We start from the raw sequence: 26,536 nt of genomic DNA, 5'->3' as shown, positions 1-26,536 counted from the left end.
AGTTAATTAGCTTGTTTTTTAAAGAACGTTGCAGAAAGTGAATTCGTATTTCCAACATTGTCCGAGACTACAATTTTAAAGATATGTTTGTTACCAACCAATTTTTTATCATTAAAATTATAAGTTAATACCTTTTTTTTATGATTATACTGCATTAAAATCCATTTTCCATCAATTGTTGCCCTCCAATTCTTAATTCCAGATCCAATATCACTTATTTTTACTTGTAGAGTTTTAAACTTCGAAATCCATTGTTGGTCTTTAAAATACAATAATTTTACTTTAGGTTTAATGACATCAGCAACTAAAGCATAATTTCCTAAAATTTTTGTTGTGGTGAAAAAAGTAGAATCTTTTTTTCTAGTATATTGATATCTTGGGTACTTGGGATATTCTAAATTTGCAATATAAAGATGTTGTTTTTCTGTTTCAGAATATTTAGAAACATTAAAAGTTAACGTAAAACGTTTGTCTAAAGGAATTGTTGGCGTGTGTATTTTAGCAATACCATTTTCTACTTTAAAATCTAAATAAACATCATTATAAAATGTGTTTTTAGGAAAAGCAATGGAGACATTCTTCTGCTTAAATTTATTGAAGTTTTTAGCAATAATTTTAAAATTAGTAGAGTCTTTTGGTTTAGAAAAAATAGAATTACTCTTTTTTCCTGAAACCGGAATTTTAATAGAAGTTGTATTACCTGCAAAATCTTTGGCAATAATTTCTACGGAATACGTAAATCCGTTTTTAACATTTATTTTTCCATTATTGATTAAATCGTGATAGGTGGAAAGCTTATTCTGAGTTTCTTTGTATGTTTTTTGATAACGTCTTCTATATTTTTTATAATGTTGATAATCAATGTGGAGATTAATGAATTTACTTTCGGAAAAAGAAAATGTTTCCACATCATGATAATAAAATCGTTTTCCATTTACAAGCATTTCTAGACTATAAATGCCATTTTTATTGGGTGCAAGGTTTAGTCTATCAAAGGTGCTAATTCCAAAACCAATACTACCAGAAGCAGAAATTCTATCAGCCACATATTTACCTTTTGCAATATTTTTAATCGGAATTATAAAATCTCTATTTTGATGATTAACTCTTGAACTATTGTTTAAAGGATATACTTTAATAGATTGAAAAACAGGAGGTTTTGCATCAGCTACTTTTAAACCAAAAAATAAAGGGTTGATAACATGTTCTGATTTAGTATCTCTAATTTCATAGTGCAGATGAGGTCCTCCAGAACTTCCAGTATCACCAGAATAGGCTATTAGTTGTCCTTTTTTAACAGGAAATTTAGCCTCCTTGAAAAACAAATTTCCAGTAGCGTAGCTTTCTTTTTTGTACTGAATGGCTTTTACATATTCCTGAATATCTTTAGCATATTTACTTAAATGAGCATAAACTGTAGTATAGCCATTAGGATGATTGATATAAAGTGCTTTTCCAAAACCAAATTGTGCAACTTTAATTCTAGACACATAACCATCTGCAGCAGCATAAATCTTAAAACCTTCTTTTCCTTGTGTTTTAATATCTATACCAGAATGAAAGTGATTGCTTCTAAGCTCACCAAATGTTCCTGCCAAGACAATGGGTATATTTAAAGGATTTCTAAAATAGTTCTTAGGATATTTTTCTTGACAAATCCCTTTAAAACCCAAGAATAAAATGAATACTAAAAATAGACGTTTCAAATTGCAATATTTTTCTGTAAAAATACTAAAAATACTCTTTTTTGTAATTGGCTATTATTCAGTTATATAGTAAAAAAGCAACAAAATGTTGTAATATTTAAAACAGAATGTTAACTTTGTAGAGATAGTTTATTCTAGAAGATGAGATGAATGATATGGTTGAAGCAATTCATTTACTGGAAGATAAGTTAAAAAACTTACTTTCTAATTATGAGTTTTTAAAAAATGAAAATGAAATTTTGCTTCAAGATACCACAAAATTGCGTCATCAACTTTTAGAAAAAGAGCAACTTTTAATCAATCAAAAGAAACAATATGATTTGTTAAAAATTGCGAAAACTATTGAAGGCAGTAGTAATAGTACAAGAGATACAAAACTAAAAATAAATACTTTAATTCGAGAAATCGATAAGTGTATCATTCAGTTAAATGAATAAGTTCTTTATAATGTGGGAAAATTAAAAATTAACGTAGTAATAGCTGGTAGAACATATCCTTTGAGTGTGAACAATACAAGAGAAGAGGAGGGGATGAGGAAAGCTGCAAATGCTATTAATAAGTTAATTTCTATGTACGAGCAAAATTATGCCGTGAGCGATAAGCAAGATGTCTTAGCCATGTGTGCTTTGCAGTTTGCATCTAAATTAGAAATATCGTCTTTAGAAAAAGATTCCACAAATGAAGAGTTAACTAATAAAATAAAAGAACTAACCAAAACAATTAGTTCTCATTTAGAATAAGTTCTTTAAAATATACATTAACAACACACTGCCTACGTTAGTAATTTGTTTGATAAACTCAACGAGAATCTATTATAAAGGATAAGTCTTAGTTGCTAAAGCGAGCCGTCTTAGAACGGATACTTGATCAGCTAGTTAGTCCTAAACCTGTAATAATGGAGTTTATATAAACCACACTAACGTAGGCTTTTTTTATATATTAAATTTAAATTATGGAAGGAATGGTACTTCCCTTATTGGGGGTCTTGATAGGTATTGCAATTGGTTTTATTATTGCAAAGGCTATAGAAAAATCGAAAGGAAAAAAATTGCTCAACGAAACCAGAAAGGAAGCTTCAGCAATTTTAAAAGAAGCAAAAATTGATGCAGATTCTATAAAAAAGGATAAAATACTTCAAGCAAAAGAAAAATTTATAGAATTAAAAGCAGAACATGAAAAAGTAATTCTTGCTCGCGAAAAAAAGATTTCTGATGTTGAAAAAAGAATTAGAGATCGAGAATCTAAAGCAGCCTCTGAGGTTGATAAAAATAAGCGCTTAAACAAATCTTTAGAGCTTAAAGAAAACGACTATAATAATAAGTTAGACTTTTTAGATAAAAAAGAGGACGAACTAGAAAAAATGCACAAACGTCATGTTGATATGTTAGAGCAAATTTCAGGTTTGTCTGCAGATGAAGCTAAGAAAGAATTAGTGGCATCATTAAAAGATGAAGCTAAAACCGAAGCTATGGCATTTGTACAAACCTCTATAGAAGAAGCTAAATTAACTGCAGAACAAGAAGCTAGAAAAGTAATTTTGGGTACAATTCAAAGAGTTGGTGTTGAACAAGCTGTTGAGAATTGTGTTTCTGTATTTAACCTAGAATCTGACGATGTTAAAGGTAGAATTATTGGTAGAGAAGGTCGTAATATTAGAGCTTTAGAAGCAGCAACAGGTGTAGAGATTATTGTTGATGATACTCCAGAAGCTATAATTTTATCTTGTTTTGATCCTGTGCGAAGAGAAATAGCACGTTTATCAATGCATAAATTGGTTACTGATGGAAGAATTCACCCAGCAAGAATTGAAGAAGTTGTTAAAAAAACAGAAAAACAAATTACTCAAGAAATCATTGAGGTAGGTAAAAGAACTGTAATAGATTTAGGAATTCACGGTTTACATCCAGAATTGATTAAAACTGTTGGAAGAATGAAATATAGGTCTTCTTACGGTCAGAATTTATTACAACACTCACGTGAAGTTGCCAACCTTTGTGGAATTATGGCTGCAGAAATGGGGCTAAATGCAAAAATGGCAAAAAGAGCTGGTTTATTGCACGACATTGGTAAAGTTCCAGATACTGAAAGCGAACTACCTCACGCACTTTTAGGAATGCAGTGGGCTGAGAAATATGGAGAAAAAGCCGAGGTTTGTAATGCTATTGGAGCCCACCATGATGAAATTGAAATGAAGAGCTTAATCTCTCCAATTGTTCAGGTTTGTGATGCGATTTCAGGAGCAAGACCTGGTGCAAGACGTCAAGTTTTGGACTCTTACATTCAACGTTTAAAAGATTTAGAAAGTATTGCTTTCGGGTTTAGTGGCGTACAAAAAGCTTATGCTATTCAGGCTGGTCGTGAGTTACGAGTTATGGTAGAAAGCACTAAAGTAAACGATGCTAAAGCAGCGGAATTATCTTTTGGAATTTCTCAAAAAATACAAAATGACATGACCTATCCTGGTCAGGTTAAAGTAACTGTAATTCGTGAAACAAGAGCAGTAAATGTTGCTAAGTAACAAATAGAATAAATATATATTGAATCCTGCTTTTTAGCAGGATTTTTTATTTTCTGGGATGAAAAGTTTCTACCACTTCTTTTAGATAACTTTTATCCAAATGTACATAAACTTCTGTTGTGGTAATACTTTCGTGACCCAGCATTTGTTGAATAGCTCTTAAATCTGCACCATTTTTTAATAAATGCGTAGCAAAAGAATGCCTAAGTGTATGTGGACTTATTTTTTTCTTTAAATTTATTGATACAGATACGTTTTTAAGAATTGTAAAAATCATTTGTCTGGTTAAACTTTTTCCTCTTCGGTTTAAAAAAACAATATCTTCAGAACCTTTTTGAGGATGAATATGACTTCTAATTAGGTTAAGATACATTAAAATGTACTTTTGTGCCGTTTTATGAATAGGAACAAAACGTTGTTTGTTTCCTTTTCCAATCACTCTAATAAAACCCTCTTCAAAAAACAAATCTGAAATTTTAAGTGTAATTAATTCACTGACACGCAAACCACAGCTATACATGGTTTCGAGAATAGTTCTGTTTCTTTCTCCTTGAGGATGACTTAAATCAATAGCACTAATTAATTCATTAATTTCATCTTCGGATAATGTATCTGGTAGTTTGCGTCCAATCTTAGGAGCTTCAATTAAATCGGTAGGATTGGTTTCTCTATAATCTTCAAAAATCAAATACTCAAAAAAACTTCGTAAACCAGAGATAATTCTAGCTTGACTTCTTGGGTTAACCTTCTTAGCAACATCATAAATAAACTGTTGAATAACCTCGTTGTTAATGACAATAGGAGAGAGGTTTAAATTATTATCGTTAAGAAATAGTATTAATTTATCTAAATCTCTTGTATAACTATCAATAGTATTTTGTGATAGTCCTCTTTCAATTTTGAGATACAATTGGTAGTCTTTAATTGCGTTTTGCCATTTCATTTGCTAAAAATAAAGTTATATTTACAACTTTAAAAAGAATTATGAAACTAATCATTATAAACGGTCCAAATTTAAATTTATTAGGAAAACGAGAGCCAGAAATTTATGGTTCTAAAACATTTAAAGATTTTTTTAAAGAACTTCAACTTAAATTTAAAGAGGTAGAATTGTCTTATTATCAATCTAACATAGAGGGAGAAATTATAGATAAATTACACGAAGTTGGTTTTGATTATGATGGCGTTATTTTAAATGCAGCAGCTTACACGCATACTTCTGTAGGTATTGGAGATTCAGTAAAGGGAATTACAACACCAGTTGTTGAGTTGCATATATCTAATGTACACGCACGTGAAGAATTTAGACACCATAGCTACATAGCACCTGCTGCAAAAGGAGTTATTTTTGGTTTTGGTTTAAAAGGATATGAATTAGCGATTCAGAGTTTTTTATAATTCTAAAATCATTTTAATATCTGCTCGCTCATAATGAACTTCTTTTTCTAACGGAATTTCTTTAAATCCGTTTTTACGATACAAATAGATGGCAGCTTCTAAAGTTCTATGCGAATATAAAGTAATGCTTTTCCACCTCTTTTTTTTAGCAAAATTTATAGTGTAATCTAATAATTTTTGACCAATTTTTAACCCTTGATATTTTGGACAAACTGCCATCTTACTCAATTCAAAAAATGTTTTTTGATGAATTAAAGAAACCACGCCAATAATCTCTTCATTGTACTTTGCAAAGAATATATATCCTCCAGGATTTATAACATATTTTTGTGGGTTACTTAACACCTTTTCATCATACGGTTCTACATAGAAGTATTTTTCTAACCACTCTATATTAAGGTTGTAAAAATACTTAGAATATATTTGTTTAAAATGAACTATTTCTATGGAAGAATTATACAAAATTTGGTGGTTATTTAACTAGTCGTGAAACTCATCGTAAAAATAAAACGATTCAACGAAAGATACTATGAATTCTGTTAAATTAAATTATATTTGTATAAATACCTATAATTTTTAAGATGCAGAAAGATAAATGGCTTTTTGAAATTACCCCCAAAAACAATTTATTAGATTTAAACTTAAAAGAAGTTTGGCAGTATAGAGATTTGTTGATGCTTTTTGTTAAACGTGATGTAGTTACTTTATATAAACAAACTATTTTAGGCCCTTTATGGTATTTAATTCAGCCTTTGTTTACCTCGATTGTATTTACATTAATATTTAATAAAATTGCAAATATTAGTACAGGAGGTATACCTCCATTTTTATTTAATTTAGCAGGAGTTACAAGTTGGAATTATTTTAAAGAATGTTTGACAGGAACTTCAGACACCTTTAAAAAAAATCAAGCAATTTTTGGCAAGGTGTATTTTCCTAGAATTATAATGCCAATGTCAACGGTGATATCAAACTTGATAAAGTTTGGCATACAATTTTTAATATTTCTTTGCTTTTATCTGTATTATGTTTTTGATGGTAGTGAAGTAAGGCCAAATAACCTTATTTTAACTTATCCTTTAGTTCTTTTATGCATGGCAATGTTGGGTTTAGGAGCAGGAATGATCATATCATCAATGGTAACAAAATATAGAGACCTAACTTTTTTGGTTTCCTTTGGTGTACAATTACTAATGTATGTTTCTTTAGTTAGTTTACCTTACAGTTTGTTTGAAAAAAACAATTTAGCTTGGGCAGTTGATTTTAATCCGGTTGCACATATTGTTGAATATAGTAGATATGTGTTGTTAGGAGAAGGAACTGTTAGTCAATTTGGAGTTATTTATACATTAGTATTTTCTGTAGTTATTTTTTTATTCGGAATTTTAGTTTTTAACAAAACAGAAAAAAGTTTTATAGATACGATATAGTATGGAAAAAGATGTTATTTTAAAAGTAGAAAATATATCCAAACAATATCGTTTAGGAACTTTAGGGACAGGTACAATTACGCATGATGTAAATAGATGGTGGCATTTGATAAGAGGGAAAGAAGATCCTTACTTAAAAATTGGAGAAATCAATGATAGAAGTACCAAAGGTTCTTCTGAGTATGTATGGGCATTAAAGGATATTTCTTTTGAGGTTAAGAAAGGTGAGATTTTAGGAATTATCGGAAAAAATGGAGCAGGAAAATCTACCTTGTTAAAAATACTTTCTAAAGTAACAGGTCCAACAACTGGGGCTATAAAATCTAAAGGTAGAATTGCTTCCTTATTAGAAGTAGGTACTGGTTTTCATCCTGAAATGACAGGTAGAGAAAACATTTTCTTAAACGGGGCAATTTTAGGAATGACAAAAAAAGAAATTCAATCTAAGTTAGATGAAATTATTTCTTTTTCTGGTTGTGAACGTTATATAGATACACCTGTAAAACGTTATTCTAGTGGAATGACCGTGCGTTTGGCTTTTGCTGTAGCCGCTTTTTTAGAACCTGATATTTTGGTGGTAGACGAAGTTTTAGCTGTAGGAGATGCAGAGTTTCAAAAAAAAGCCATAGGTAAAATGCAAGATATATCTAGTACAGATGGAAGAACTGTTTTGTTTGTGAGTCATAATATGGCAGCTGTAAAAAACCTTTGTAGTAGAGGAGTGGTTTTAGGTAACGGAAGAACATTGTTTTCTGGAGATATTGATAGTGCCGTAAATTTTTATTTAAAAAACACAAAAAGTGTAAAAAAATATAAAAATAATAAAACTACAAAGCTAAATTATATTGCAGAAGTTTTTATATCAGATATCAATGGCAAAAGTATTTTAAATTCATTAAAAAAGAAAAAAGAATATTTTTTAAATTTTATATTAGATTTAAATAAAGTAGAAGGTGTAAAGTTTGGAACTACTTTAATCTCTGAGATGAATGAGCCTATTATTTCATTTCCCTTTGAAGAAGAGTTTAAAAAGACTAGCAAATATCATCTTAAAATAAAATTACCAACAACAATTCTCAAAGGTGGAAGTTATTTCGTAGAGGCGGCTTTGTGGAACGCTGGCGAAGTTTATGATAAGTCAGAAGAATATATTTCTTTTGATTTGTTAGGAGATTCTAAATTAGAAAAATCTGGAGAAAAAATTAAAGGAATCGTATTAAACAAGGAAGAATGGCTGACAAAAAATATTTAGTAGTAGGTGCAGGTTTTTCAGGAGCTGTTATTGCTAGGAAATTAGCAGAACAAGACAATCAGGTTTTGGTGATAGACAAGAGAAATCATGTTGCTGGTAACTGTCATACAAAAAGAGACTCTGAAACAAATATTATGGTTCATAAATACGGACCTCATATTTTTAATACAAATGATAAAAATGTTTGGGAGTTTATAAATATTTATGGCAATATGAAGCCTTTTGTAAATAAAGTTATTGCCAATACAGAAAAAGGTGTTTTTTCTATGCCAATGAATTTACTAACGCTAAATCAATTTTTTAGCGTAAAATTATCTCCTTCTGATGTTGAGAGTTTTATTGAGATAAAACAAGAAAACATACCAAATCCAAAAAATTTTGAAGAACAAGCTCTGTCATATTTAGGGAAAGAATTGTATTATAATTTTTTTTATGGTTACACAAAAAAACAGTGGGGTTGTGATCCAAAAGAGTTGCCAGCTTCAATTTTAAAAAGGTTACCAATACGTTTTAATTATGATGATAATTACTACAATTCAAAATATCAAGGAATACCAGAAAATGGTTATACAGAAATCGTAGCAAACATTTTAAATCATAAAAATATTACATTAGAATTAGGTAAAACCTATGATAAACAAATTAATTCAGATTTTCATCACGTATTTTATTCTGGCGCATTAGATGAATATTATGATTATAAATTTGATAGATTAGGGTATAGAACTGTTTTCTTTGAAGAAAAAATCACAAAAGGAGATTATCAAGGAAATGCTGTTATCAATTATTGTGAAGAAAATATACCCTTTACAAGAATTCATGAACACAAACATTTTGCACCTTGGGAAACTCATGAAAAAACAGTTGTAATAAAAGAGTTTAGTAAAGAAACTAAAGTAAACGACGAACCCTATTATCCGAAAAGGTTAAACAAAGACAAAGAAATTTTAGAAAAATATAGAACTTACGCTAAAAGGTGTAAAGAAAATGTTTCCTTCGTTGGGAGATTAGGGACATATAGATATTTAGATATGGATAAAGTAATTGCAGAAGCATTAGCATACGTAGATTACTATCTTCAAAATTCAATAGACAAAGAAAACTTTAAGGGAGAAATATTTTCAGACGATATTTAATGATTGATGATAAAATTTTAATGGTTTGTGACTATCCACTTTTAAAAAACGAAGGTGGTCCTAAAGGTTATTTTAATAAATGTATTGTAAACAATTTACCTCATAACGTTCACTTACTAAATGAGGTTATTCCTAAAAAAATAAGTATTCAAAAAAAAGTACTCTTAAGATTAGATAAACTTTATATAATATTAAAAAGGAAAAAATATAGTAATAAAAACCTAGCTAATAAGTTTATTAAAATAGAAAAATATAAATTTCTATATTTTCATGATATGTATTCGTTTTATGATGTAATACATCTTATAAAAAAAGACCAGGTGGTTTTATTTCAGTCTCATGCTCCAGAAATTCCATCTTTAGAAGTTTATAATATTGGGGTAAGAGGAAAAAAATTAGAATTTGTAAAACTTGTAGAAAAGAGAGCTTTTGAAAGGGCTAATTATTTAATATTACCTAATAAACAATGTTTAACTATTTACAGCAGTTTACTATCAAAAAATATTAGAGTTAAATATTTAAGAACAGGTATAAAACCGATAGGTAAATTGCAAGAGATTTATATAGATGAAAATAAAATCAATTTATTTTATATTGGAAGAAGAAACGAAGTGAAAGGTTTTCCTTTATTATTAAAAACTTTTAAAAAAGTTTTAAAAGAAAGAGATGATATTAGGCTTTATATTGCTGGAAATGGAGAAAAAATAGATTATGAAGATAATATTATAGACCTAGGAGCCACTAATATTGCCCATGATTGGATTAACAACATGGACTATGTAATTTCTCCAAATAAAACTAGTTATTTTGATTTAAATATAATTGAATCAATAGCCATAGGCACTCCTTTAATTATGACAACTACTGAAGGACATAGTTTTTTTAAAAATAAAATTGGAATAATTCCAATAACATACAATAATTTTTATGAAGTTTTAATAGATAAAAGTTTAATTAATAAAAATTATAAAAAAGAAGTCAAAAAAAAATTATTAAAGTTTTACAAAAACGAATTGTCAAGTGAGGTTTTTAAAAAACAATTGAGAAATTTATGTGATGAAATTATTTCAATAAATAATTAAGTTTTACCTTTTTTTGTAATTACAATTTTTGTAAATAATGTTTTTAGATTATTAATAAATTAGACATGTCTTCAAATAACATAATTTCAGTAATCATTCCTTGTTATAATCAAGGAATATATTTAGATGAATGCTTACAATCTGTTTTAGATCAGATATACACAAATTGGGAGTGTATTGTTGTAAATGATGGAAGTACAGATAATACTGAAGAATTAGCTTTAAAATGGACAAAAAAAGACTCTCGATATAAGTATCTTTATAAAAAAAATGGTGGGCTTTCTAGTGCAAGAAATGCAGGAATAGAAAAGGCTAAAGGAGAATTTATTTTGCCTTTAGATGCAGATGATAAAATAAGTTCAGATTATATAAAATTAGCTTTAGAGGCTTTCCAGAAAGATTCCGAATTAAAACTGGTCTATTGTAAAGCAGAAAAATTTGGTAAAATAAATTCATTATGGAAGTTAGAACCTTTTTCATTGAAAAACCTCGCTGAGACTAATATCATATTTTGCTCAGGAATTTATAAAAAAAAGGATTGGAATAATATAGGAGGATATGATACGAATATGATATATGGTCTTGAAGACTGGGAATTTTGGATACATTTACTCAAAAATGGAGGAGAAGTTTTTACAATAAATAAAATATGTTTTTTTTATAGAGTAAAAAATGTTTCTATGATTACTAATTTAAATCAATTTCAACAAAAAGAAATGATAAAATATATAAGCATTAAACATGTTGATTTTTTTATAAAATACCTAGGAACTTTTCATGATTTAAATAACAAAATAAATATTGAAAAGAAGCTTTTAGAAAGTAAGTTGAAAAGTAAAAAATATGTATTAAAGCTATTTCTTAAAACTTTTTTTAAAATAAATATTTAGTTCTAATAATCATAATGCTAGCAATTGTAATTCCATATTATAAATTAAGTTTTTTTGAAGAAACTTTAGAATCTTTAAATAAGCAAACTAATAAGCAGTTTAATGTTTATATAGGGAATGATGCTAGTCCAGAAAACCCAGAAGAAATAATTAAAAATTTTACTTCAAAACTAAATATTACCTATAAAAAATTCGAAAATAATATCGGGGGGGGATCTTTAGTAAAACAATGGGAGCGTTGTATTGAGTTGATTAAAGATGAAGAATGGATAATGGTCTTAGGAGATGATGATTTTATTGGAGAAAATGTTGTAGAGGAATATTATAAAGCTGTTGAATTATATAATGATGAAACAAATGTAATTAGATTTTCTAATGTGGTTATTAACGGGGAAGGAGAAAATATATCTAAGAAATTTAAATTTTTAGAATGGCAAACTGCTGAAGAATCATTATCAGATAAATTATTAAAAGGAAAAAGGAGTTCTTTGTCTGAATATGTTTTTAAAAAAGTAGTTTATGAAAAATATAGGTTTAAAGAATATCCATCTGCATTTCATTCTGATGATCAAGCATGGTTAGATTTTTCAAATGATAAGCCTATATATTCAATTAACACAGCCACTGTATCTATTAGAGTATCAGAGCAAAGTTTATCAGGTAACATTGATAACAGAATTATAATAGATCAATCAGCAATCAAGTTTTTTAATGATATAATAAAAAGCAGTAAGTTCAACAGATTTTCTAGCGAAGCTAAGTATAACATTTTAAAAAGATTAGAACATTTATATCAAAAATATAATAGATTTAATTTTTTCATTTATATAAAACTTTTATTATATCATTTTAAACATAGTGATAATCATAAGATTTTAAAATTTATTTATCAATCTTTTAGAAGATTATTATGAAAAATATATTAGTATGTACTCCTTATTTTAATAGTGTTGGAGGAACTGAATTAGAAGCTGTTTATACAGCTGTTTTTTTATTTGATTCAAATAAATTCAAAAAAGTTACAATTTTCACACCTATTGGTTTTAACAAGGAACTTTTCAATCAAGTAATAGGTAGTAGAGACATTACTTTTTTTACTTACCCAAAAATCCTTTCAAATCCATTGATATTATATTTAGATAGATTTTTTTTAAAGCTAAAATTAAACTATAGTTTTTCAGAATATTTATATTGGAAATATAAAAGTTTATTTTTTTCATCTTTGTACATATTATCATATCCTCGAAGTAAATATTTTTTCTCTATTTTAAAAGGTTTTGCCAGAAGAAAAAAAAGTACCACTAAAATAACAATGTATCACTTTGAAGCTATAAAAAAATCAGATAAACTATTTTATAAGATGTTAAATTCTATTATTGTTTTTAACAAAAAACAAAGTGAATTTTGGAGAGAAAAAAATAAACTTGATAACATTTGTGTAAATGACATTATTATTCCTAATGAAAAGAATTTACTAAAAATTAATGTCCTGAAATTTAATGAGAATAAGATTTTAAAGTTTGGCTTTTTAGGTAGAATAGCTAAAGAGAAAAATATAGAATCTATGATTAAATTAATTGCTTATTTATATCATAAAGAAAACCTTATTACATCTTTATATATTCAGGGAACTGGAGAAGAAAACTATATTGAATCATTAAATGAGTTAGCTAAAAAATTAAATGTTACAGATTTTGTTACTTTTAAAAATAAAGTTATATCTCCTTTAAATACGCATTTTTTCTATGAAAAAATTGATGTTTTTTTAGTAACTTCTTTGCATGAAGGAGGTCCAATTACAGCATTAGAAGCAGCAGCAGCTGGTAGAATGATATTGGGGTATGATGTTGGTGCAATGTATGATCGTTTTAATTCTTTTCCTTTAATTGTAAATGAATCATTTGAAGATTTATGCATGTCAGCTGTTAAATTCATAAAACTAAAAAGTGAAGAAAAAAATAATATTGTTTTAGACATTAACAAATACTATAAGAAAAAATTGTCAAATTATTACAAAGGAAATGAGTTGTTAAAAATTTTAAAATTGTAATAAGTAATTACTATGTAAGCATGATAAATTTAGATTTGATAAAAAAAATGTTAGGTAAGAAAGTAGTTGTATATTTAAAAGGTGGCTTAGGTAATCAAATGTTTCAATACGCTTTTGCTAGTATTATAGCTAAAAAAAACAATACAATTTTAAATATTGATAAAAGTTTTTTTAATGAAAAAAATCAAGTTAATAATCATGTGATACGATTTTTTGAATTAGATATTTTTAATTTAAAATATGATTTATATGATTCTGAAAAAAACAATTACTTTGTAAAAAAACTAAAGTCCCTGCTTAGAAAATTGAAAATAGTTAAAGATAGAAAATACAAAGAATCTACTTTTGAATTTTCTAAAGATGCTTTGAGTTTAAAAAAACCAGTTTATATAAATGGCTATTTCCAGAGTTATAAATATTTTATTGGTTATGAAGATTATATTAGGGATTTGTTTACCTTTTCATTTGAAAAAATGGGTAGAGAAAATAGTATGATTCTTAATGATATTAGATCTTCAAATTCTGTATCTATACATGTTAGAAGAGGAGATTATATAGAGCACAAATCTATAAATGAAGCTCACGGTCTTTGTAGTTTAGATTATTATCACAAAGCCCTTAATACTATATTAGAAAAGGATCATAAGGTGAAGATATTTTTCTTTTCTGACGATATAGAATGGGTACAATCTAGTTTTAATAATTTAGAACAAAAAAAAGTTTTTATTAACAAAAATACAGGGTATAATAGTTGGAAAGATATGTGTTTAATGAGTTTTTGTAAGCACAATATTATTGCAAATAGTTCATTTAGTTTTTGGGGTGCTTGGTTAAACTCTAATCCAGAAAAAATAGTTATAGCACCAAAAATATGGTTTGCTAATCCTGAAATACAACAAAAAACAAAAGACTTAATTCCTCAAGAATGGATTAGGTTTTAATTATATTACCCTCAATAAATAAATTTAAGAATAACATTAGTGAATGAATATATAAATAACAAAATTTCTGTAGTAATTCCTGTATACAATACAGCCCAATATCTTGAAACGTGTATAAATTCTGTACGTAAGCAAAGTTATACTAATATTGAACTCATAGTTGTTGATGATGGTTCAGATTCTGAAACCAAAAAGAAATTAAAAGAGTTATCTTCTAAAATAGATATTTTAATTCATCAAGAAAATAAAGGACAAAGTTCTGCAAGAAACCTCGGTATTGCAAATACTACCGGAGAATTTGTATTAGTTTTGGATAGTGATGATTATTTTGTGTCTACATTTTGTGAAAAGGCTTTTAAAATTTTTAAAGAGAATAAACAAGTAAAAATTATTACATGTCAATCAAACTTAATTAATAAAGATAATGATGTTATTGGTTCTTACACACCATCTGGTGGTGATATTTCAAAAATGTTATTAAATAATACGGCAATGGGGAGTTGTATGTTTAAAAAAACAGACTGGGCTAAAGTTGGTGGTTATGATGAAAATATGAAAAAAGGATTTGAAGACTGGGAGTTTTATATAAGGTTACTTTCAGATGGAGGAGAAGTAATTGTAATTTCAGAAATTTTATTTAACTATAGAATAGGTGGTGTATCTACAACAACTAAAGCCAATAAGGTAAAATATGAGTTACTTGAATATATTTACTTTAAACATGAAGAAATATATAAGCAATATTTTAATGATTTTATTTCATTTTTATTGTTAAGAATAGAAAAAGAAGAGCAAGAAAAAAATAAAATGTATACTCGTTTAGAATATAGAATAGGGTATTATATTCTAAAACCATTTAGGTTTGTAAAAAGAATTTTAAATGGATAATCAACCTTTAATTACCATAATACTAACCACCTACAATAGAGCTCATTTGATAGATCAAATGTTAGACTCTTTATTATTGCAATCGTATAAAAATTGGGAGTGTATAATTATTGATGATAATTCTAAAGACGATACTAGTAAAGTAGTTTCTAAAATTACAGATAAAGATCACAGGTTTCAGTTTATTATCAAGTCAGAAGAGATAAAACAAGGTTTACCAGCTAGTAGGAATATAGGTATTAAAAAGGCAGAAGGTGATTTTTTAGTTTTTTTTGATGATGACGATATACTTCACCCACAACTTTTAGAAATTTGTATTAATGAATTTATAAAAAATAAAAATATTGATTTTGTTCATTACCAAAAAAAATCTTTTCAAAATGAATTCTGTCACGAATCAATAGAGTTTATAGACGATTATAGTTGCGAAACTTTAAACGAAAATGTATATGAAAATGTAATTATAGGTAAGTTACCTTTGGCATCTTGTACTGTAATGTGGAAAATTAATTTATTACAAAATAATTTATTTAACGAGAATTTAATGTATGCAGAAGAATGGGAGTGCTACTCAAGAATATTAATAAGTAACCTTAATATTAGAGGACTCAATGTCAAAATTCCGCTTTATTTTAATAGAAAACACATAGAATCTAACACAGGAGAGTTTTGGTCAAATAATCCTATAAGACTTGAGTCTTATAAACTTGCACATCAATTGACATGTGAATTTCTTCTGATTCATAAAAAAATGTCAACCCAATTGGCTCACTATTTTATTCAGAAAGCTTATCAATTAAAATCAAAAAAGATAACAAAAGTATTACTATCTAAATATCTCAAATATAAATTTTACAGTTTGTTTTTTCCCATAAAGTATAAATTTTATAAATTACAAAAATAATTTAAAACTAAATTTTTAAGATGTTTTGATTAAGAAAAATAAAAAAAATACTCAAATAAATTTATTAGGTGAATAGGTTTTCAAATGATTAAAAAATATATAATTACGGTTCATACTAACCCAAATCATTTAAAGAGGTTGATAAATAAATTAAATGATAAGAATTCTGAATTTTATATTCACTTAGATTTAAAAAGTGAAATTAATCATTTCAAAAAAATAGTTAAACTTCCAAATGTAGTGTTTATAGAAAAAAGGGTTAAATGCATATGGGGAGATATTTCTCAAGTAATGGCAACTATTAATTTATTAAAAAGAGCTATTCATAATAAAAAAGAAAATTCAATAATTATATTTTTAAGCGGTCAAGATTATCCAATAAAATCTTTAAGTTTTATTGATAAATATATTCAAGAAAATAATAAAAATGAATTTATTGATATGATGCCTTTTAAAAACTCTATTATATACAACCAAAGAGTTAATCAATATAAAATAAATAATTCAGAAAAAAGAATGGATTTTGTATACTTATCACCAATACTATCCTCTGGATTAAAGAATTTTAAATTATTTATTAAATTAATTTTAAAAAAGAAAATAGATATAATTGAAGCACTTCGTTTTGTAAAGAGAAAACGTGTCTCAATTTTTAAAAAGCATTACAAAGGTTCTAATTGGTTTGCCTTACAATATGATACTGTTCGTGAAGTCTTAAATTATATAGAAGTCAATGAAAATAAATTATTCAAGTATTATAAATATACTGCGTGTGCCGATGAGCAATTTTTTCATACTATACTTAACGAAATTTCATCAAGAAAAAAAACATTAAATTTCTCTAGTTCTTTACATTTTGTAGATTGGAACAGAAAAAATGTTCCTCTACCTGTCACTTTTACAGTTGATGATATTAATTTATTACTAAATCAACCAAAAGGAAAATTATTTGCTCGTAAATTTAATGAAGACGACGAGTTGTTAAATTTATTAGATTTAAAGCTGAATTAACATTGAAAAAAATCTTAATCATATCAGAGTCTATAGATATAGAAGATAGTAGTGCTTCTAAAGTTAACGTAGCGCTTATCTTTAATTTAAAAAAAATAGGGTATGATGTTAAAGTTTTACACTATACTCGAAAAAATATTGAATTAAAAAATGGAATTGAATGTATTAATATACCAGAAATTAAATGGTCAATTCATTATATATTAAGTAGAACACAAAGAGTGTTTCAAAGAATAACCAATATTAATGTATCAAAACCTTTAGAAAATATTTTTGGACACTCTTTTACTTTTTTTAATGACTCTAAAAGTATATCAAAATCGGTAAAAAAAAATTACAAAGAAGAAGAGTTAATTATAACATTAAGTAAAGGAGCTAGTTTTAGACCACATCATGCCATGTTAAGTTTACCAGATTTATATTCTAAATGGTTGGCCTATGTACATGACCCTTATCCTTTTCATTATTATCCTAGACCTTATAATTGGGTAGAATCTGGATACAAACAAAAAGAAGACTTCTTTAAGAAAGTATCTGAAAAAGCTGAATATAGTGGGTTTCCAAGTTTATTATTAAGAGATTGGATGGGAAGTTATTTTCCAAATTTTTTAAAAACAGGTTTTATAATACCACATCAAAATTTAGAATTAGAGTATAAAAAAGAAGTTAAACCTCCTGATTATATAGATATAAATAAGTTTAATTTACTGCATGCAGGTAATTTAATGAAACAAAGGAGTCCAGCCGCATTAATAGAAGGATACCAATTGTTTTTAGAAAAAAATTCTAAAGCAAAAAAACAATCGAAGCTAATATTACTTGGAAATGCAGGTTATCATAAAGATTATTTACTTCAAAAAATAAATAACAACATATATTGGAGTAAAGGTAATGTATCATTTAAAGAAGTAGACTTAGTTCAGAAAAAAGTCTCAGTTAATATTATTTTAGAGTCAAAATCTGAAATAAGTCCTTTTTTACCAGGGAAATTTCCTCATTGTGTTATGGCTAATAAGCCTATTTTATTGCTAAGTCCATTCTATAGTGAAACAAAAAGGTTGTTAGGAGAAAATTATCCATATGTTTGTGAAGCAGATAATGTGTTAAAAATTGCTGAACTAATAGAACAATTATACAAAGCCTGGAATCAAAATTCAGAATTACTTTTGAATAGGTTAGATCTAATAAATTATTTAGGTCTAAATTACTTAAAAGAAACTATTAATAAATTAACTTAATGAGTTTTTCTATTGTTATACCTACAAAAAACAGAGATAGTAAATTGGAAAAAACGCTTTCGGTTTTATTCAATATTTTTGATTTTAAGTTAATTAAAATATTTGTTTTAGATGATGGATCTAGTGATAATACAAAACAATTAATCACTCAAAACTACCCAGATATTACTTACATTAGAAATAGAAAATCTAAAGGAATACATGCTGTAAGAAATAAACTATTTAGTTTGGTAACCTCAGATTATATTATTAGTATAGATGATGATGCTCATTTTTTAACAAAAGAAATAATTCCTTTAATAGAAAGGTATTTTAAAAGTAACACAGAAGTAGGGCTCTTGTATTTTAGAAGTTTTTGGAGTATATATCCACCAATACAAACTTCACATAATGAAGTGGCTCATCGAACTAAGAGTTTTGGAGCAGTTTCATTTGCATTAAAAATGTCAGATTGGAAAAAAATACCAAACTTATTAGAATGGTTTTTATTTTATGGCGAAGAAGATTTTATAGCCTATCAATTATATAAAAAAAATATAGAAATACATTATTTCCCTGATATTTTAGTTCATCACAGAGTAGATATTAAATCAAGAAAAAAAAATAAAGATTACAGACTTAGATTAAGAAGATCTTTACGATCAGGATGGTATTTATATTTGTTATTCTATCCTATAAATCAAATACCTAGGCGTTTTTTTTATACCTTATGGGTACAAATTAAAATGAAAGTATTTAAAGGAGATTTAAAAGCTACTTTGGCAATTTTACAAGCTTTGCTAGATTTTTTTGTAAATTCACCCAGGCTAATAAAGAATAGTAATAGATTAACTGAAAAAGAGTTTAATACTTTTCAAAAGTTGCCTGATACAAAACTTTATTGGGTACCAGAAGAAGATTAATATGGATATTATAGCAGAAATAGCACAAGCCCACGATGGTAGTTTAGGAATGGCTCATGCGTATATTGATGCGGTTGCTAAAACAGGCTGTAACGTTATTAAATTCCAAACTCATATTGCAGCAGCAGAAAGTAGCATTCACGAACCTTTTAGAGTAAAATTCTCCAAACAAGATGCTACCAGAATGGAGTATTGGAAACGTATGGAATTTACCTTAGACGAATGGAAAGACATCAAACAACATTGTGATCAGGTAGGCTTAGAGTTTATGAGTTCTCCGTTTAGCAACGCAGCAGTTGATTTGTTAGAAGAATTAGGGGTACAAAGATACAAAGTAGGTTCTGGAGAAGTGAATAATTTTGTGTTGTTAGAGAAAATTGCACAAACGGGGAAACCTGTTATTATTTCTTCTGGAATGAGTTCTTTTGAAGAGTTAGATAAAACAGTATCATTTTTAAAGTCTAGAGGAGTAGATTATTCCATTTTACAATGTACTACAGCATATCCAACTCAGCCCAAAGAATTTGGTTTAAACGTCATTCAAGAATTAAAAAGTAGATATCAAGTCCCTATTGGTTTTTCAGATCATTCCTCTTCAATAGAAGCCTGTATTGCAGCCACTGCTTTAGGAGCAGAAACATTAGAGTTTCATGTAGTGTTTGATAAAGAAATGTTTGGTCCTGATGCAAAAGCTTCATTAACGATGACTGAAACCACGCAATTGGTAAAATCGGTGAAAAATATAGAAACAGCGCTTCAAAATCCTGTTGATAAATCGGACAATTCAAAGTTTGATTCTTTAAAATCAATTTTCGAAAAATCATTAGCAGTCAATAAAAATTTAAAAGTAGGATCTGTGCTTACTTTTTCAGATTTAGAGACCAAAAAGCCTAAGGGATTTGGTATCTTGGCAAGTGAATATGAAAAAGTTTTAGGCAGAAAAATCAATAAAGCCTTAAACAAATGGGATTTTTTGAATGATGATGATTTAAGCTAAAAAAAATGAATATCAAAAGAATTGCAAAAGACAAATATATAGAGTTCTCTAAATATGAAGGAAGTCAACATATAGCTACAGAGCATGCCATATATCGAATCTTATCACTAGTAAAAAAACAGAAAGCAAAAAATGTACTAGAAGTAGGTTTAGGAATAGGTACTATTTACAGTGCGGTTAGAGAGTATAGTAAAGACATAATATATTACGGAACAGAAAAAAATGATTTTTGTTTAAAAAGTCTAAAATTAAATTTAGCAAAAAAGTATTATGATTTAGTAATATATAACTCAATTCAGGAAATAAGATTTAATAATAAGTTAGATATTGTAATAGTTGATGGGAAAGATGAGTCTTTTAATTATGTAAAAGAAAATATTCAGGCTAATGGTGTAATAATTATTGAAGGTGATAGAAAAGATCAGCAAAAAGAAATTAAAAAAATATTTCCAAAGGCTAAAGATGTTCACGTAATAAGTTTAAAAAAAAATAATAGTGATGGTTTTTTTGATTCAAATCATTATCAGGGAGGTGTAAAAATTATATATACAAATCCTACTAGAAAACAAACTGTTAATTGGTTCTTTCAAAAAATAAGAACCAAGATAAAATATATAATAAGAATTATAAGAAAATAATTAATGTCTGTAAAAAAAATATGCATAGTGGTTACTGCACGTCCTTCTTATAGTAGAATTAAAACCGCTTTGACGGCCATCAAAAATCATCCAAAATTAGAATTACAATTAGTTGTTGCAGGTTCTGCATTGTTGGGTAGATATGGTAACGCAGTTGATTTTATTGAAAAAGATGGCTTTAAAATTGCTGAAAAAGTCTTTATGGTTTTAGAAGGGGAAAATCCTACTTCTATGGCCAAAACCACAGGTTTAGGGGTGATGGAATTAGCAAATGTTTTTTATCGATTACAACCAGATGCAGTGGTTACTATTGCTGATAGATTTGAAACCATTGCTACTAGTATTGCAGCTTCATATCAAAATATTCCTTTAATACATCTTCAAGGAGGTGAAGTTACTGGAAATATAGATGAAAAGGTTAGACATGCAAATACCAAATTAGCAGATTTACATTTGGTTGCTTCAGAAGATGCTAAAGAAAGAGTTATTAAAATGGGAGAAAACCCAGAAATGGTTTTTAATACAGGTTGTCCATCTATAGATTTGGCTAATGAAATTAGAAACAATCCTACTTTAGATTTTGATCCTATCAAAAAATATGGAGGAGTTGGGTCAGCAATTAACTGGAAAGATGGTTATATAGTGGTAATGCAACACCCTGTAACTACAGAGTATAAATCTGCAAGAAAAGATGTGGAAGAAACTTTAAAAGCTGTTTCTGATTTAAATATGCCTACATTTTGGTTTTGGCCAAATGTTGATGCAGGATCTGATGGAACTTCTAGTGGTATTAGATCTTTTAGAGAAATTAATAAACCTGAAAATATTCACTTTTTTAAGAATATGGAACCTAACGATTTTTTAAAGTTATTAGTAAATAGTAAATGTTTAATAGGGAACTCTAGTGTAGGAATTAGAGAATGTTCTTATCTAGGTGTGCCTGTGGTAAATATTGGAACGAGACAAAATAGAAGAAAAAGAGGAAGTAATGTGATAGATACGGTTTATAATCAGCAAAAAATTGTAAAAAGTATTAAAGATAGAATTACAAGCTCAACTATTGTTTCTGAAAATATTTATGGAGATGGAGCTTCTGGACAAAAAATAGCTAATATTCTAGCAGATATAAAATTACCGTTTCATAAAACCATAATGTATTAATGAGAATTTTAGGTATTATACCTGCCAGAGGTGGTTCTAAAGGAGTTCCTAGAAAGAACATAAAAATATTAGGTAACAAAACCTTGTTGCAATACACCTCGGATGTAGCTTTAGAAACTAGCTTTATAGATACGCTGGTATTGAGTAGTGATGATGATGAAATTATAGAAGTTGCAAAAGGTTTAGGTATCGAAGTTCCTTTTAAACGTCCAAAAAATTTGGCAATAGATTCGTCACCCACGTTACCTGTTATTCAGCATACTTTAGAGTATTACAAAAGTATAGGACAGGAGTTTGATGCTGTTTGTTTATTACAAGTAACAAGTCCGTTTAGAACAATATCTTTTTTAAATAATGCTATTCAAAAATTTATAAATTCTTGTACTGATTCTTTGGTCTCAGTACAAGAAGTACCTCACGAATACAATCCACATTGGGTATTTGAAGAAACTTCTAATGGAAATTTAAAAATAGCAACAGGAGAAAAAAAAATTATAAGTAGAAGACAAGAGTTACCAAAAGCTTATCATAGAGATGGGAGCGTATATTTAACTAAAACCAAGGTCGTTCTAGAACAAAATTCTTTATATGGTAATAGTATTACTTATATAGAATCTCCCAAAGAATGGTATGTAAATATAGATACCATGGAAGATTGGAGAAAGGCAGAAGAAAAACTAAAAGAACTAAGCATATAATATATGTGTGGTATTGCAGGAATTATTGGAGGTAAAGTAGCTAGAAATAGTTTAAATAAAATGCTAGATAAACAGCATCATCGAGGGCCAGATGCTACTGAGATTTGGGAAGGTGATGCAGTTTGTTTAGGGCATAATAGATTGGCTATTATTGATTTGTCCAAAGAATCAAATCAACCTTTTAAAAGTAATTGTGGAAATTTCATACTTGTTTTTAATGGAGAAATTTATAATTATTTAGAGTTAAAAAAAGAACTTAATTTTTATCAATACAAAACAAATTCTGATACAGAAGTTTTACTAGCGGCATATTTACATTGGGGCAAAGATTGTTTACATCACTTAAACGGAATGTTTTCTTTTGCGGTTTGGAATGTAAAAGAACAAAGCCTTTTTGCAGCTAGAGATAGATTTGGAGTAAAACCTTTTTATTATCATTTTTCTAAAAATTCATTTTGTTTTGCTTCTGAAATAAAGGCTTTACATACTCTAGAAATAGAAAAAAAACACAATCTAAAAGTATGGGCAGGTTACTTTGTTTATGGTTCTTATGGAATGCCTAACGAAACTTTCTGGGAAGACATTCATCAATTACCTGGAGGACACTGTTTAGAATACAAAAACAATAAGATAGAGATTCAAAAATGGTATGTTTTTGAAGAAGAAATAAAAAAACATCAACAAAAAATCCAATCATTTGATGAGGTAAAAAAGAAATACAAAAATTTATTATTAGATAGTATAAAGCTTAGGTTTAGAGCTGATGTTTCTGTTGGATTTAATGTAAGTGGAGGATTAGATAGTTCTGCCTTATTAGCTTTTATCAATCAAACACAGTCTATTAAAAATATAAAAGCATATACATTTTACACTAATGATAAAAAATATGATGAATTGCCATGGGTAGAAGAAATGATTGCTTTGACTCAGAATCCATTGCAAAAAGTTTTATTAAGTATTGATGAAGATTTTAAAGATAAATTAAATCATATTGCTCATATTCAAGATGAACCCTTTGGAGGTATACCAACGTTGGCCTATAGTCAAATATTTAAAAAAGCTAGAGAACAAAATACTTTAGTGTTGTTAGATGGTCAGGGAATGGATGAACAATGGGCGGGATATGATTACTACACACAAAATAATCAAAATACAATCCAAGGGATTTCAAAATCTCCTTTTAGGCCCAATGTTTTAAACGAAGACTTTGTGAAAAAAGCAAAAAAAACAATCTATCCAAAACCTTTTGATAGTGAGCTGCTAAACAAACAATATAGGGATTTATTTTATACAAAAATACCAAGGGCGTTAAGGTTTAATGATAGAGTTTCCATGACATATAGTACAGAGCTAAGAGAACCTTTTTTAGATTATAGATTGGTAGAATATGCTTTTGCTCAACCCTTAGAATATAAAATTAATGGAAAGGTTCAAAAGTATTTGGTAAGAGAGTTGGTCTCAGAACTGCTTTCAGACGCCATTACCTATGCACCAAAAAGACCATTACAAACTCCACAAAGAGAATGGTTGGGAGATAAATTGTATGATTTTGTATGTAAACATATTAATCAACTAAAGACTTCTGACATTGGAGATTGGTTTGATTTTAAAGAAATAGAAAAGGAATTGAATAGTTATAAAAATGGTGACAGAGATTCTAGTTTTCATATATGGCAATGGTTTAATACAAGTTTGTTAATAAAACAATAATGAATAATAAAACAATTGGTATAGTAATTACAGATGGAGTAGGGAGCAGAAATTTTCTATTAAGTAATTTTATTGAGGAAGTTTGTAAAGAGTTTAAGAATGTAATTATCTATTCTGGGATTCAGATATCTTCTATAGATACAGCCGTTTTTCCGGCCAATATAAAAGTTGTTGAATTGCCTCTGTACAAAGAATCTAAGACTGTTTGGTTTTTTAGAAAACTAAAAGAGGTAGCTCATATGTTTAAACACAAAACTTTCTATGGTATAAATGATAATTTAAAAAGAGGATACCCTAAAAACAATAGTTCAAGAGCTTTATTAATTAAGTTGTGTTATGCCATTGCTAAAATACGTAGCTCAGAACGAAGTATTCAGTTTTATGAAAAATTACAGTTCTTGTCTTTTAAAAATGATGAGGTAACCAAGCAGTTTAAAGTTTTACTACAAAAAGAGGACCTAGATATTATATTTTTTACACATCAAAGACCTCCATTTTTAGCACCTCTTTTATATTTAGCTCAACAACTAAAAATAAAAACTACCTCTTTTATTTTTAGCTGGGACAATTTAGCATCTAAAGGAAGAGTGTTAGGAGAGTTTGATGGTTATATGGTTTGGAGTGATTTGATGAAAAAAGAACTACTTTATTTTTATCCGAACACTCAAAAAAATAACGTTAAAGTTGTGGGAACTCCTCAGTTTGAACCTTATGTGATGGACAAGTATTTTGCTTCTAAAAATGAGTTTATGACTAAATTTAATTTAGATCCTAATAAAAAAATTATTTGCTATAGTTGTGCGGATGCTGATATTGGTAGAAATGACGAAGTTCATATTAGAGCTATTATTGGTTATATTGAAAAAGATAATAACTTACAGCTATTAATAAGAACATCTCCAGCAGAAGATGGTAAGAGGTTTGTAAATTTAATGGAAGAATATCCAAATATTGTATGGAACATTCCCAAATGGCATTCAACCAGAGAAAATCATGCAGAGTCATGGTCACAGCGTTTACCTTCTGTAGAAGATGTAATAGATTTAAGAGCAATTTTAGCTTATTCTGATGTAAATGTAAATATGTTGTCTACCATGAGTTTAGATTTTATGTTATTTGATAAGCCTGTGATAAATACTGTTTTTGGAAATAAAAAAAATGATTTGTATGATGATCAACGTTTTTTAAATTACGTACATTACCAATATGTAGTGGACAGCAAAGCAGTGACCATTGCTAAAAATGAAGAGGAATTACATCAACAATTAAAGGAAGCTTTTGAACAACCGCAATTAAGAACAAAACAAAGAAAAGCTTTAATAGATTTAGAAATTGGTGGAGAGCTAAAAGGAACGAGTAAAAGAATAGTAAAAGCGTTAAAAGAATTGGCATGAAAAGAATGTTGTTTTTTGTTATAACAAGAATTCCATTTAATTCTTTAAGAGTGTTTATATATGAGTACTTTTTTAAATATAAAATTGGAATAAATGTTAAAATAGGTAAATGTGTAATCAATGCTAAAAGTGTTACAATAGGAAACAATGTGATGATAAGGGATGATAACCATATTGCATGTAAAACATTAAAAATAGGTGAAAATGTAAGTATTCACAGTGGTAATAGATTTATGGGAACAGCAAATTTTACCATAGGAGACAATAGTAGAATTATAAATAATCATTTTATAGATTTATATAACAATGTAACTATAGGAAGTAATTCTTGGCTAGCTGGAAAGAATAGTCAAATATGGACTCATGGTTCTCTAAGTACTAAACAAGGAAAAAAGCTAGATGTAGAAATTGGAGATCATGTATATATAGCATCTAATGTTAATATCGCTCCAGGTGTTAAAATTTCAGACGTTAATTTAGTAGGCTTAGCAAGTGTTGTAACTCAAAGTTTTAATGAATCAGAAACAATTATATTAGGTAATCCATCTAAGGTTGTTAAAAATAATATTGATTGGAGGAAAAATTGGTAAAA

27 protein-coding genes and 1 other RNA gene are annotated in these 26,536 nt (G+C 27.8%); 25 read left to right on the top strand and 3 right to left on the bottom strand.

Annotation, left to right across the window (positions count from 1 at the left end):
* Positions 1-2: 2 nt before the first annotated feature.
* Complete coding sequence (locus FP421_RS03985) at positions 3-1,706, bottom strand: M23 family metallopeptidase (RefSeq protein WP_159947817.1); 1,704 nt, start codon at positions 1,704-1,706, stop codon at positions 3-5.
* Positions 1,707-1,852: 146 nt separating this feature from the next.
* Here FP421_RS03985 and FP421_RS03980 point away from each other — a divergent pair, with 146 nt between their 5' ends.
* The 4 genes from FP421_RS03980 to rny all read left to right on the top strand — a co-directional run bounded on the left by FP421_RS03980 (position 1,853) and on the right by rny (position 4,224).
* Complete coding sequence (locus tag FP421_RS03980; RefSeq protein WP_159947815.1) at positions 1,853-2,143, top strand: hypothetical protein; 291 nt, start codon at positions 1,853-1,855, stop codon at positions 2,141-2,143.
* A gap of 12 nt (positions 2,144-2,155) precedes the next feature.
* The gene (locus tag FP421_RS03975) at positions 2,156-2,446 is read left to right on the top strand and encodes a cell division protein ZapA (RefSeq protein WP_159947813.1); all 291 of its coding nucleotides are present in this window, start codon (positions 2,156-2,158) and stop codon (positions 2,444-2,446) included.
* A 56-nt stretch (positions 2,447-2,502) separates the two neighbouring features.
* A non-coding RNA gene (gene ssrS / locus FP421_RS03970) (6S RNA) lies at positions 2,503-2,610 on the top strand.
* Between the two features lie 48 nt (positions 2,611-2,658).
* Positions 2,659-4,224 carry a ribonuclease Y gene (gene rny, locus FP421_RS03965; protein ID WP_159947811.1) on the top strand — a complete coding sequence of 522 codons (1,566 nt, stop codon included), beginning with the start codon at positions 2,659-2,661 and terminating at the stop codon, positions 4,222-4,224.
* 46 nt (positions 4,225-4,270) lie between these two features.
* Here the strand turns inward: rny and xerD are convergent, their stop codons facing one another.
* A complete protein-coding gene (gene xerD, locus FP421_RS03960) occupies positions 4,271-5,167 on the bottom strand; it encodes a site-specific tyrosine recombinase XerD (protein WP_159947809.1) in 897 nt (298 codons plus the stop codon).
* Positions 5,168-5,208: 41 nt separating this feature from the next.
* Here xerD and aroQ point away from each other — a divergent pair, with 41 nt between their 5' ends.
* Positions 5,209-5,622, top strand: a complete 414-nt coding sequence (gene aroQ, locus FP421_RS03955; RefSeq protein WP_159947807.1) for a type II 3-dehydroquinate dehydratase — start codon at positions 5,209-5,211, stop codon at positions 5,620-5,622.
* Here the strand turns inward: aroQ and FP421_RS03950 are convergent.
* Entirely contained in the window at positions 5,617-6,084 is a 468-nt protein-coding gene (locus FP421_RS03950; RefSeq protein WP_159947805.1) for a GNAT family N-acetyltransferase, read from the bottom strand. The two genes, aroQ and FP421_RS03950, sit on opposite strands and share 6 nt — an antisense overlap.
* A 119-nt stretch (positions 6,085-6,203) precedes the next feature.
* On the opposite strand from FP421_RS03950, the gene FP421_RS03945 reads away from it, so the two are divergent.
* The 20 genes from FP421_RS03945 to FP421_RS03850 all read left to right on the top strand — a co-directional run bounded on the left by FP421_RS03945 (position 6,204) and on the right by FP421_RS03850 (position 26,534).
* A complete protein-coding gene (locus tag FP421_RS03945; protein WP_159947803.1) occupies positions 6,204-7,052 on the top strand; it encodes an ABC transporter permease in 849 nt (282 codons plus the stop codon).
* A gap of 1 nt (position 7,053) precedes the next feature.
* Complete coding sequence (locus FP421_RS03940; RefSeq protein ID WP_159947801.1) at positions 7,054-8,304, top strand: ABC transporter ATP-binding protein; 1,251 nt, start codon at positions 7,054-7,056, stop codon at positions 8,302-8,304.
* On the top strand, positions 8,283-9,440 hold the full coding sequence (gene glf / locus FP421_RS03935; protein WP_159947799.1) for a UDP-galactopyranose mutase: 1,158 nt from the start codon (positions 8,283-8,285) through the stop codon (positions 9,438-9,440). Before FP421_RS03940 ends, glf begins: the two co-directional genes overlap by 22 nt.
* The gene (locus tag FP421_RS03930) at positions 9,440-10,522 is read left to right on the top strand and encodes a glycosyltransferase (protein ID WP_159947797.1); all 1,083 of its coding nucleotides are present in this window, start codon (positions 9,440-9,442) and stop codon (positions 10,520-10,522) included. The genes glf and FP421_RS03930 overlap by 1 nt, the downstream gene beginning before the upstream one ends.
* Before the next feature lie 65 nt (positions 10,523-10,587).
* A complete protein-coding gene (locus FP421_RS03925) occupies positions 10,588-11,412 on the top strand; it encodes a glycosyltransferase family 2 protein (RefSeq protein ID WP_159947795.1) in 825 nt (274 codons plus the stop codon).
* A gap of 14 nt (positions 11,413-11,426) precedes the next feature.
* Positions 11,427-12,326, top strand: coding sequence for a glycosyltransferase family 2 protein (locus FP421_RS03920; RefSeq protein ID WP_159947793.1), 900 nt, complete (start codon positions 11,427-11,429; stop codon positions 12,324-12,326).
* Positions 12,323-13,462: a glycosyltransferase gene (locus tag FP421_RS03915; RefSeq protein WP_159947792.1), complete on the top strand. Its 1,140-nt coding sequence runs from the start codon at positions 12,323-12,325 to the stop codon at positions 13,460-13,462. The genes FP421_RS03920 and FP421_RS03915 overlap by 4 nt, the downstream gene beginning before the upstream one ends.
* 47 nt (positions 13,463-13,509) lie before the next feature.
* Positions 13,510-14,403 carry an alpha-1,2-fucosyltransferase gene (locus FP421_RS03910; protein ID WP_159947791.1) on the top strand — a complete coding sequence of 298 codons (894 nt, stop codon included), beginning with the start codon at positions 13,510-13,512 and terminating at the stop codon, positions 14,401-14,403.
* A gap of 39 nt (positions 14,404-14,442) precedes the next feature.
* On the top strand, positions 14,443-15,291 hold the full coding sequence (locus tag FP421_RS03905) for a glycosyltransferase (protein ID WP_236548023.1): 849 nt from the start codon (positions 14,443-14,445) through the stop codon (positions 15,289-15,291).
* Positions 15,284-16,195 carry a glycosyltransferase family 2 protein gene (locus FP421_RS03900; RefSeq protein ID WP_159947790.1) on the top strand — a complete coding sequence of 304 codons (912 nt, stop codon included), beginning with the start codon at positions 15,284-15,286 and terminating at the stop codon, positions 16,193-16,195. The genes FP421_RS03905 and FP421_RS03900 overlap by 8 nt, the downstream gene beginning before the upstream one ends.
* 84 nt (positions 16,196-16,279) lie before the next feature.
* Entirely contained in the window at positions 16,280-17,206 is a 927-nt protein-coding gene (locus FP421_RS03895; protein WP_159947789.1) for a beta-1,6-N-acetylglucosaminyltransferase, read from the top strand.
* Positions 17,207-17,208: 2 nt separating this feature from the next.
* Complete coding sequence (locus FP421_RS03890) at positions 17,209-18,444, top strand: glycosyltransferase family protein (RefSeq protein ID WP_236548022.1); 1,236 nt, start codon at positions 17,209-17,211, stop codon at positions 18,442-18,444.
* A complete protein-coding gene (locus FP421_RS03885) occupies positions 18,444-19,346 on the top strand; it encodes a glycosyltransferase family 2 protein (protein ID WP_159947788.1) in 903 nt (300 codons plus the stop codon). The genes FP421_RS03890 and FP421_RS03885 overlap by 1 nt, the downstream gene beginning before the upstream one ends.
* A 1-nt stretch (position 19,347) precedes the next feature.
* Positions 19,348-20,343: an N-acetylneuraminate synthase family protein gene (locus FP421_RS03880; RefSeq protein ID WP_159947787.1), complete on the top strand. Its 996-nt coding sequence runs from the start codon at positions 19,348-19,350 to the stop codon at positions 20,341-20,343.
* A gap of 5 nt (positions 20,344-20,348) precedes the next feature.
* Positions 20,349-20,981 (top strand): hypothetical protein, encoded by a 633-nt coding sequence (locus FP421_RS03875; RefSeq protein ID WP_159947786.1) that lies wholly within the window; start codon positions 20,349-20,351, stop codon positions 20,979-20,981.
* 3 nt (positions 20,982-20,984) lie between these two features.
* Complete coding sequence (neuC, locus tag FP421_RS03870; RefSeq protein ID WP_159947784.1) at positions 20,985-22,142, top strand: UDP-N-acetylglucosamine 2-epimerase; 1,158 nt, start codon at positions 20,985-20,987, stop codon at positions 22,140-22,142.
* Positions 22,142-22,840: an acylneuraminate cytidylyltransferase family protein gene (locus FP421_RS03865; RefSeq protein WP_159947782.1), complete on the top strand. Its 699-nt coding sequence runs from the start codon at positions 22,142-22,144 to the stop codon at positions 22,838-22,840. Before neuC ends, FP421_RS03865 begins: the two co-directional genes overlap by 1 nt.
* A 3-nt stretch (positions 22,841-22,843) precedes the next feature.
* Positions 22,844-24,550, top strand: a complete 1,707-nt coding sequence (asnB, locus tag FP421_RS03860; protein ID WP_159947780.1) for an asparagine synthase (glutamine-hydrolyzing) — start codon at positions 22,844-22,846, stop codon at positions 24,548-24,550.
* A complete protein-coding gene (locus FP421_RS03855) occupies positions 24,550-25,944 on the top strand; it encodes a CDP-glycerol glycerophosphotransferase family protein (protein WP_159947778.1) in 1,395 nt (464 codons plus the stop codon). The genes asnB and FP421_RS03855 overlap by 1 nt, the downstream gene beginning before the upstream one ends.
* Positions 25,941-26,534: an acyltransferase gene (locus FP421_RS03850; RefSeq protein WP_159947776.1), complete on the top strand. Its 594-nt coding sequence runs from the start codon at positions 25,941-25,943 to the stop codon at positions 26,532-26,534. Before FP421_RS03855 ends, FP421_RS03850 begins: the two co-directional genes overlap by 4 nt.
* Positions 26,535-26,536 lie beyond the last annotated feature (2 nt).

The organism is Polaribacter septentrionalilitoris (assembly GCF_009832745.1).
In the GTDB taxonomy this organism is placed as follows: Bacteria; Bacteroidota; Bacteroidia; order Flavobacteriales; family Flavobacteriaceae; genus Polaribacter; species Polaribacter septentrionalilitoris.
Note: the sequence above shows the minus strand (reverse complement) of the source record. Positions and strands in the feature narration are given on the sequence as shown.

Excerpts from the sequence above, each read along its gene's own strand:
- FP421_RS03885 (WP_159947788.1), top strand. The coding sequence starts at position 18,444 with ATGAGTTTTTCTATTGTTATACCTACAAAAAACAGAGATAGTAAATTG.
- FP421_RS03930 (WP_159947797.1), top strand. The coding sequence starts at position 9,440 with ATGATTGATGATAAAATTTTAATGGTTTGTGACTATCCACTTTTAAAA.
- FP421_RS03900 (WP_159947790.1), top strand. The coding sequence starts at position 15,284 with ATGGATAATCAACCTTTAATTACCATAATACTAACCACCTACAATAGA.
- FP421_RS03980 (WP_159947815.1), top strand. The coding sequence starts at position 1,853 with ATGAATGATATGGTTGAAGCAATTCATTTACTGGAAGATAAGTTAAAA.
- FP421_RS03940 (WP_159947801.1), top strand. The coding sequence starts at position 7,054 with ATGGAAAAAGATGTTATTTTAAAAGTAGAAAATATATCCAAACAATAT.
- FP421_RS03915 (WP_159947792.1), top strand. The coding sequence starts at position 12,323 with ATGAAAAATATATTAGTATGTACTCCTTATTTTAATAGTGTTGGAGGA.
- neuC (WP_159947784.1), top strand. The coding sequence starts at position 20,985 with ATGTCTGTAAAAAAAATATGCATAGTGGTTACTGCACGTCCTTCTTAT.
- FP421_RS03865 (WP_159947782.1), top strand. The coding sequence starts at position 22,142 with ATGAGAATTTTAGGTATTATACCTGCCAGAGGTGGTTCTAAAGGAGTT.
- rny (WP_159947811.1), top strand. The coding sequence starts at position 2,659 with ATGGAAGGAATGGTACTTCCCTTATTGGGGGTCTTGATAGGTATTGCA.
- FP421_RS03880 (WP_159947787.1), top strand. The coding sequence starts at position 19,348 with ATGGATATTATAGCAGAAATAGCACAAGCCCACGATGGTAGTTTAGGA.
- FP421_RS03910 (WP_159947791.1), top strand. The coding sequence starts at position 13,510 with ATGTTAGGTAAGAAAGTAGTTGTATATTTAAAAGGTGGCTTAGGTAAT.
- FP421_RS03920 (WP_159947793.1), top strand. The coding sequence starts at position 11,427 with ATGCTAGCAATTGTAATTCCATATTATAAATTAAGTTTTTTTGAAGAA.
- FP421_RS03850 (WP_159947776.1), top strand. The coding sequence starts at position 25,941 with ATGAAAAGAATGTTGTTTTTTGTTATAACAAGAATTCCATTTAATTCT.
- FP421_RS03875 (WP_159947786.1), top strand. The coding sequence starts at position 20,349 with ATGAATATCAAAAGAATTGCAAAAGACAAATATATAGAGTTCTCTAAA.
- FP421_RS03945 (WP_159947803.1), top strand. The coding sequence starts at position 6,204 with ATGCAGAAAGATAAATGGCTTTTTGAAATTACCCCCAAAAACAATTTA.
- glf (WP_159947799.1), top strand. The coding sequence starts at position 8,283 with ATGGCTGACAAAAAATATTTAGTAGTAGGTGCAGGTTTTTCAGGAGCT.
- asnB (WP_159947780.1), top strand. The coding sequence starts at position 22,844 with ATGTGTGGTATTGCAGGAATTATTGGAGGTAAAGTAGCTAGAAATAGT.
- xerD (WP_159947809.1), bottom strand. The coding sequence starts at position 5,167 with ATGAAATGGCAAAACGCAATTAAAGACTACCAATTGTATCTCAAAATT.
- aroQ (WP_159947807.1), top strand. The coding sequence starts at position 5,209 with ATGAAACTAATCATTATAAACGGTCCAAATTTAAATTTATTAGGAAAA.
- FP421_RS03925 (WP_159947795.1), top strand. The coding sequence starts at position 10,588 with ATGTCTTCAAATAACATAATTTCAGTAATCATTCCTTGTTATAATCAA.
- FP421_RS03855 (WP_159947778.1), top strand. The coding sequence starts at position 24,550 with ATGAATAATAAAACAATTGGTATAGTAATTACAGATGGAGTAGGGAGC.
- FP421_RS03895 (WP_159947789.1), top strand. The coding sequence starts at position 16,280 with ATGATTAAAAAATATATAATTACGGTTCATACTAACCCAAATCATTTA.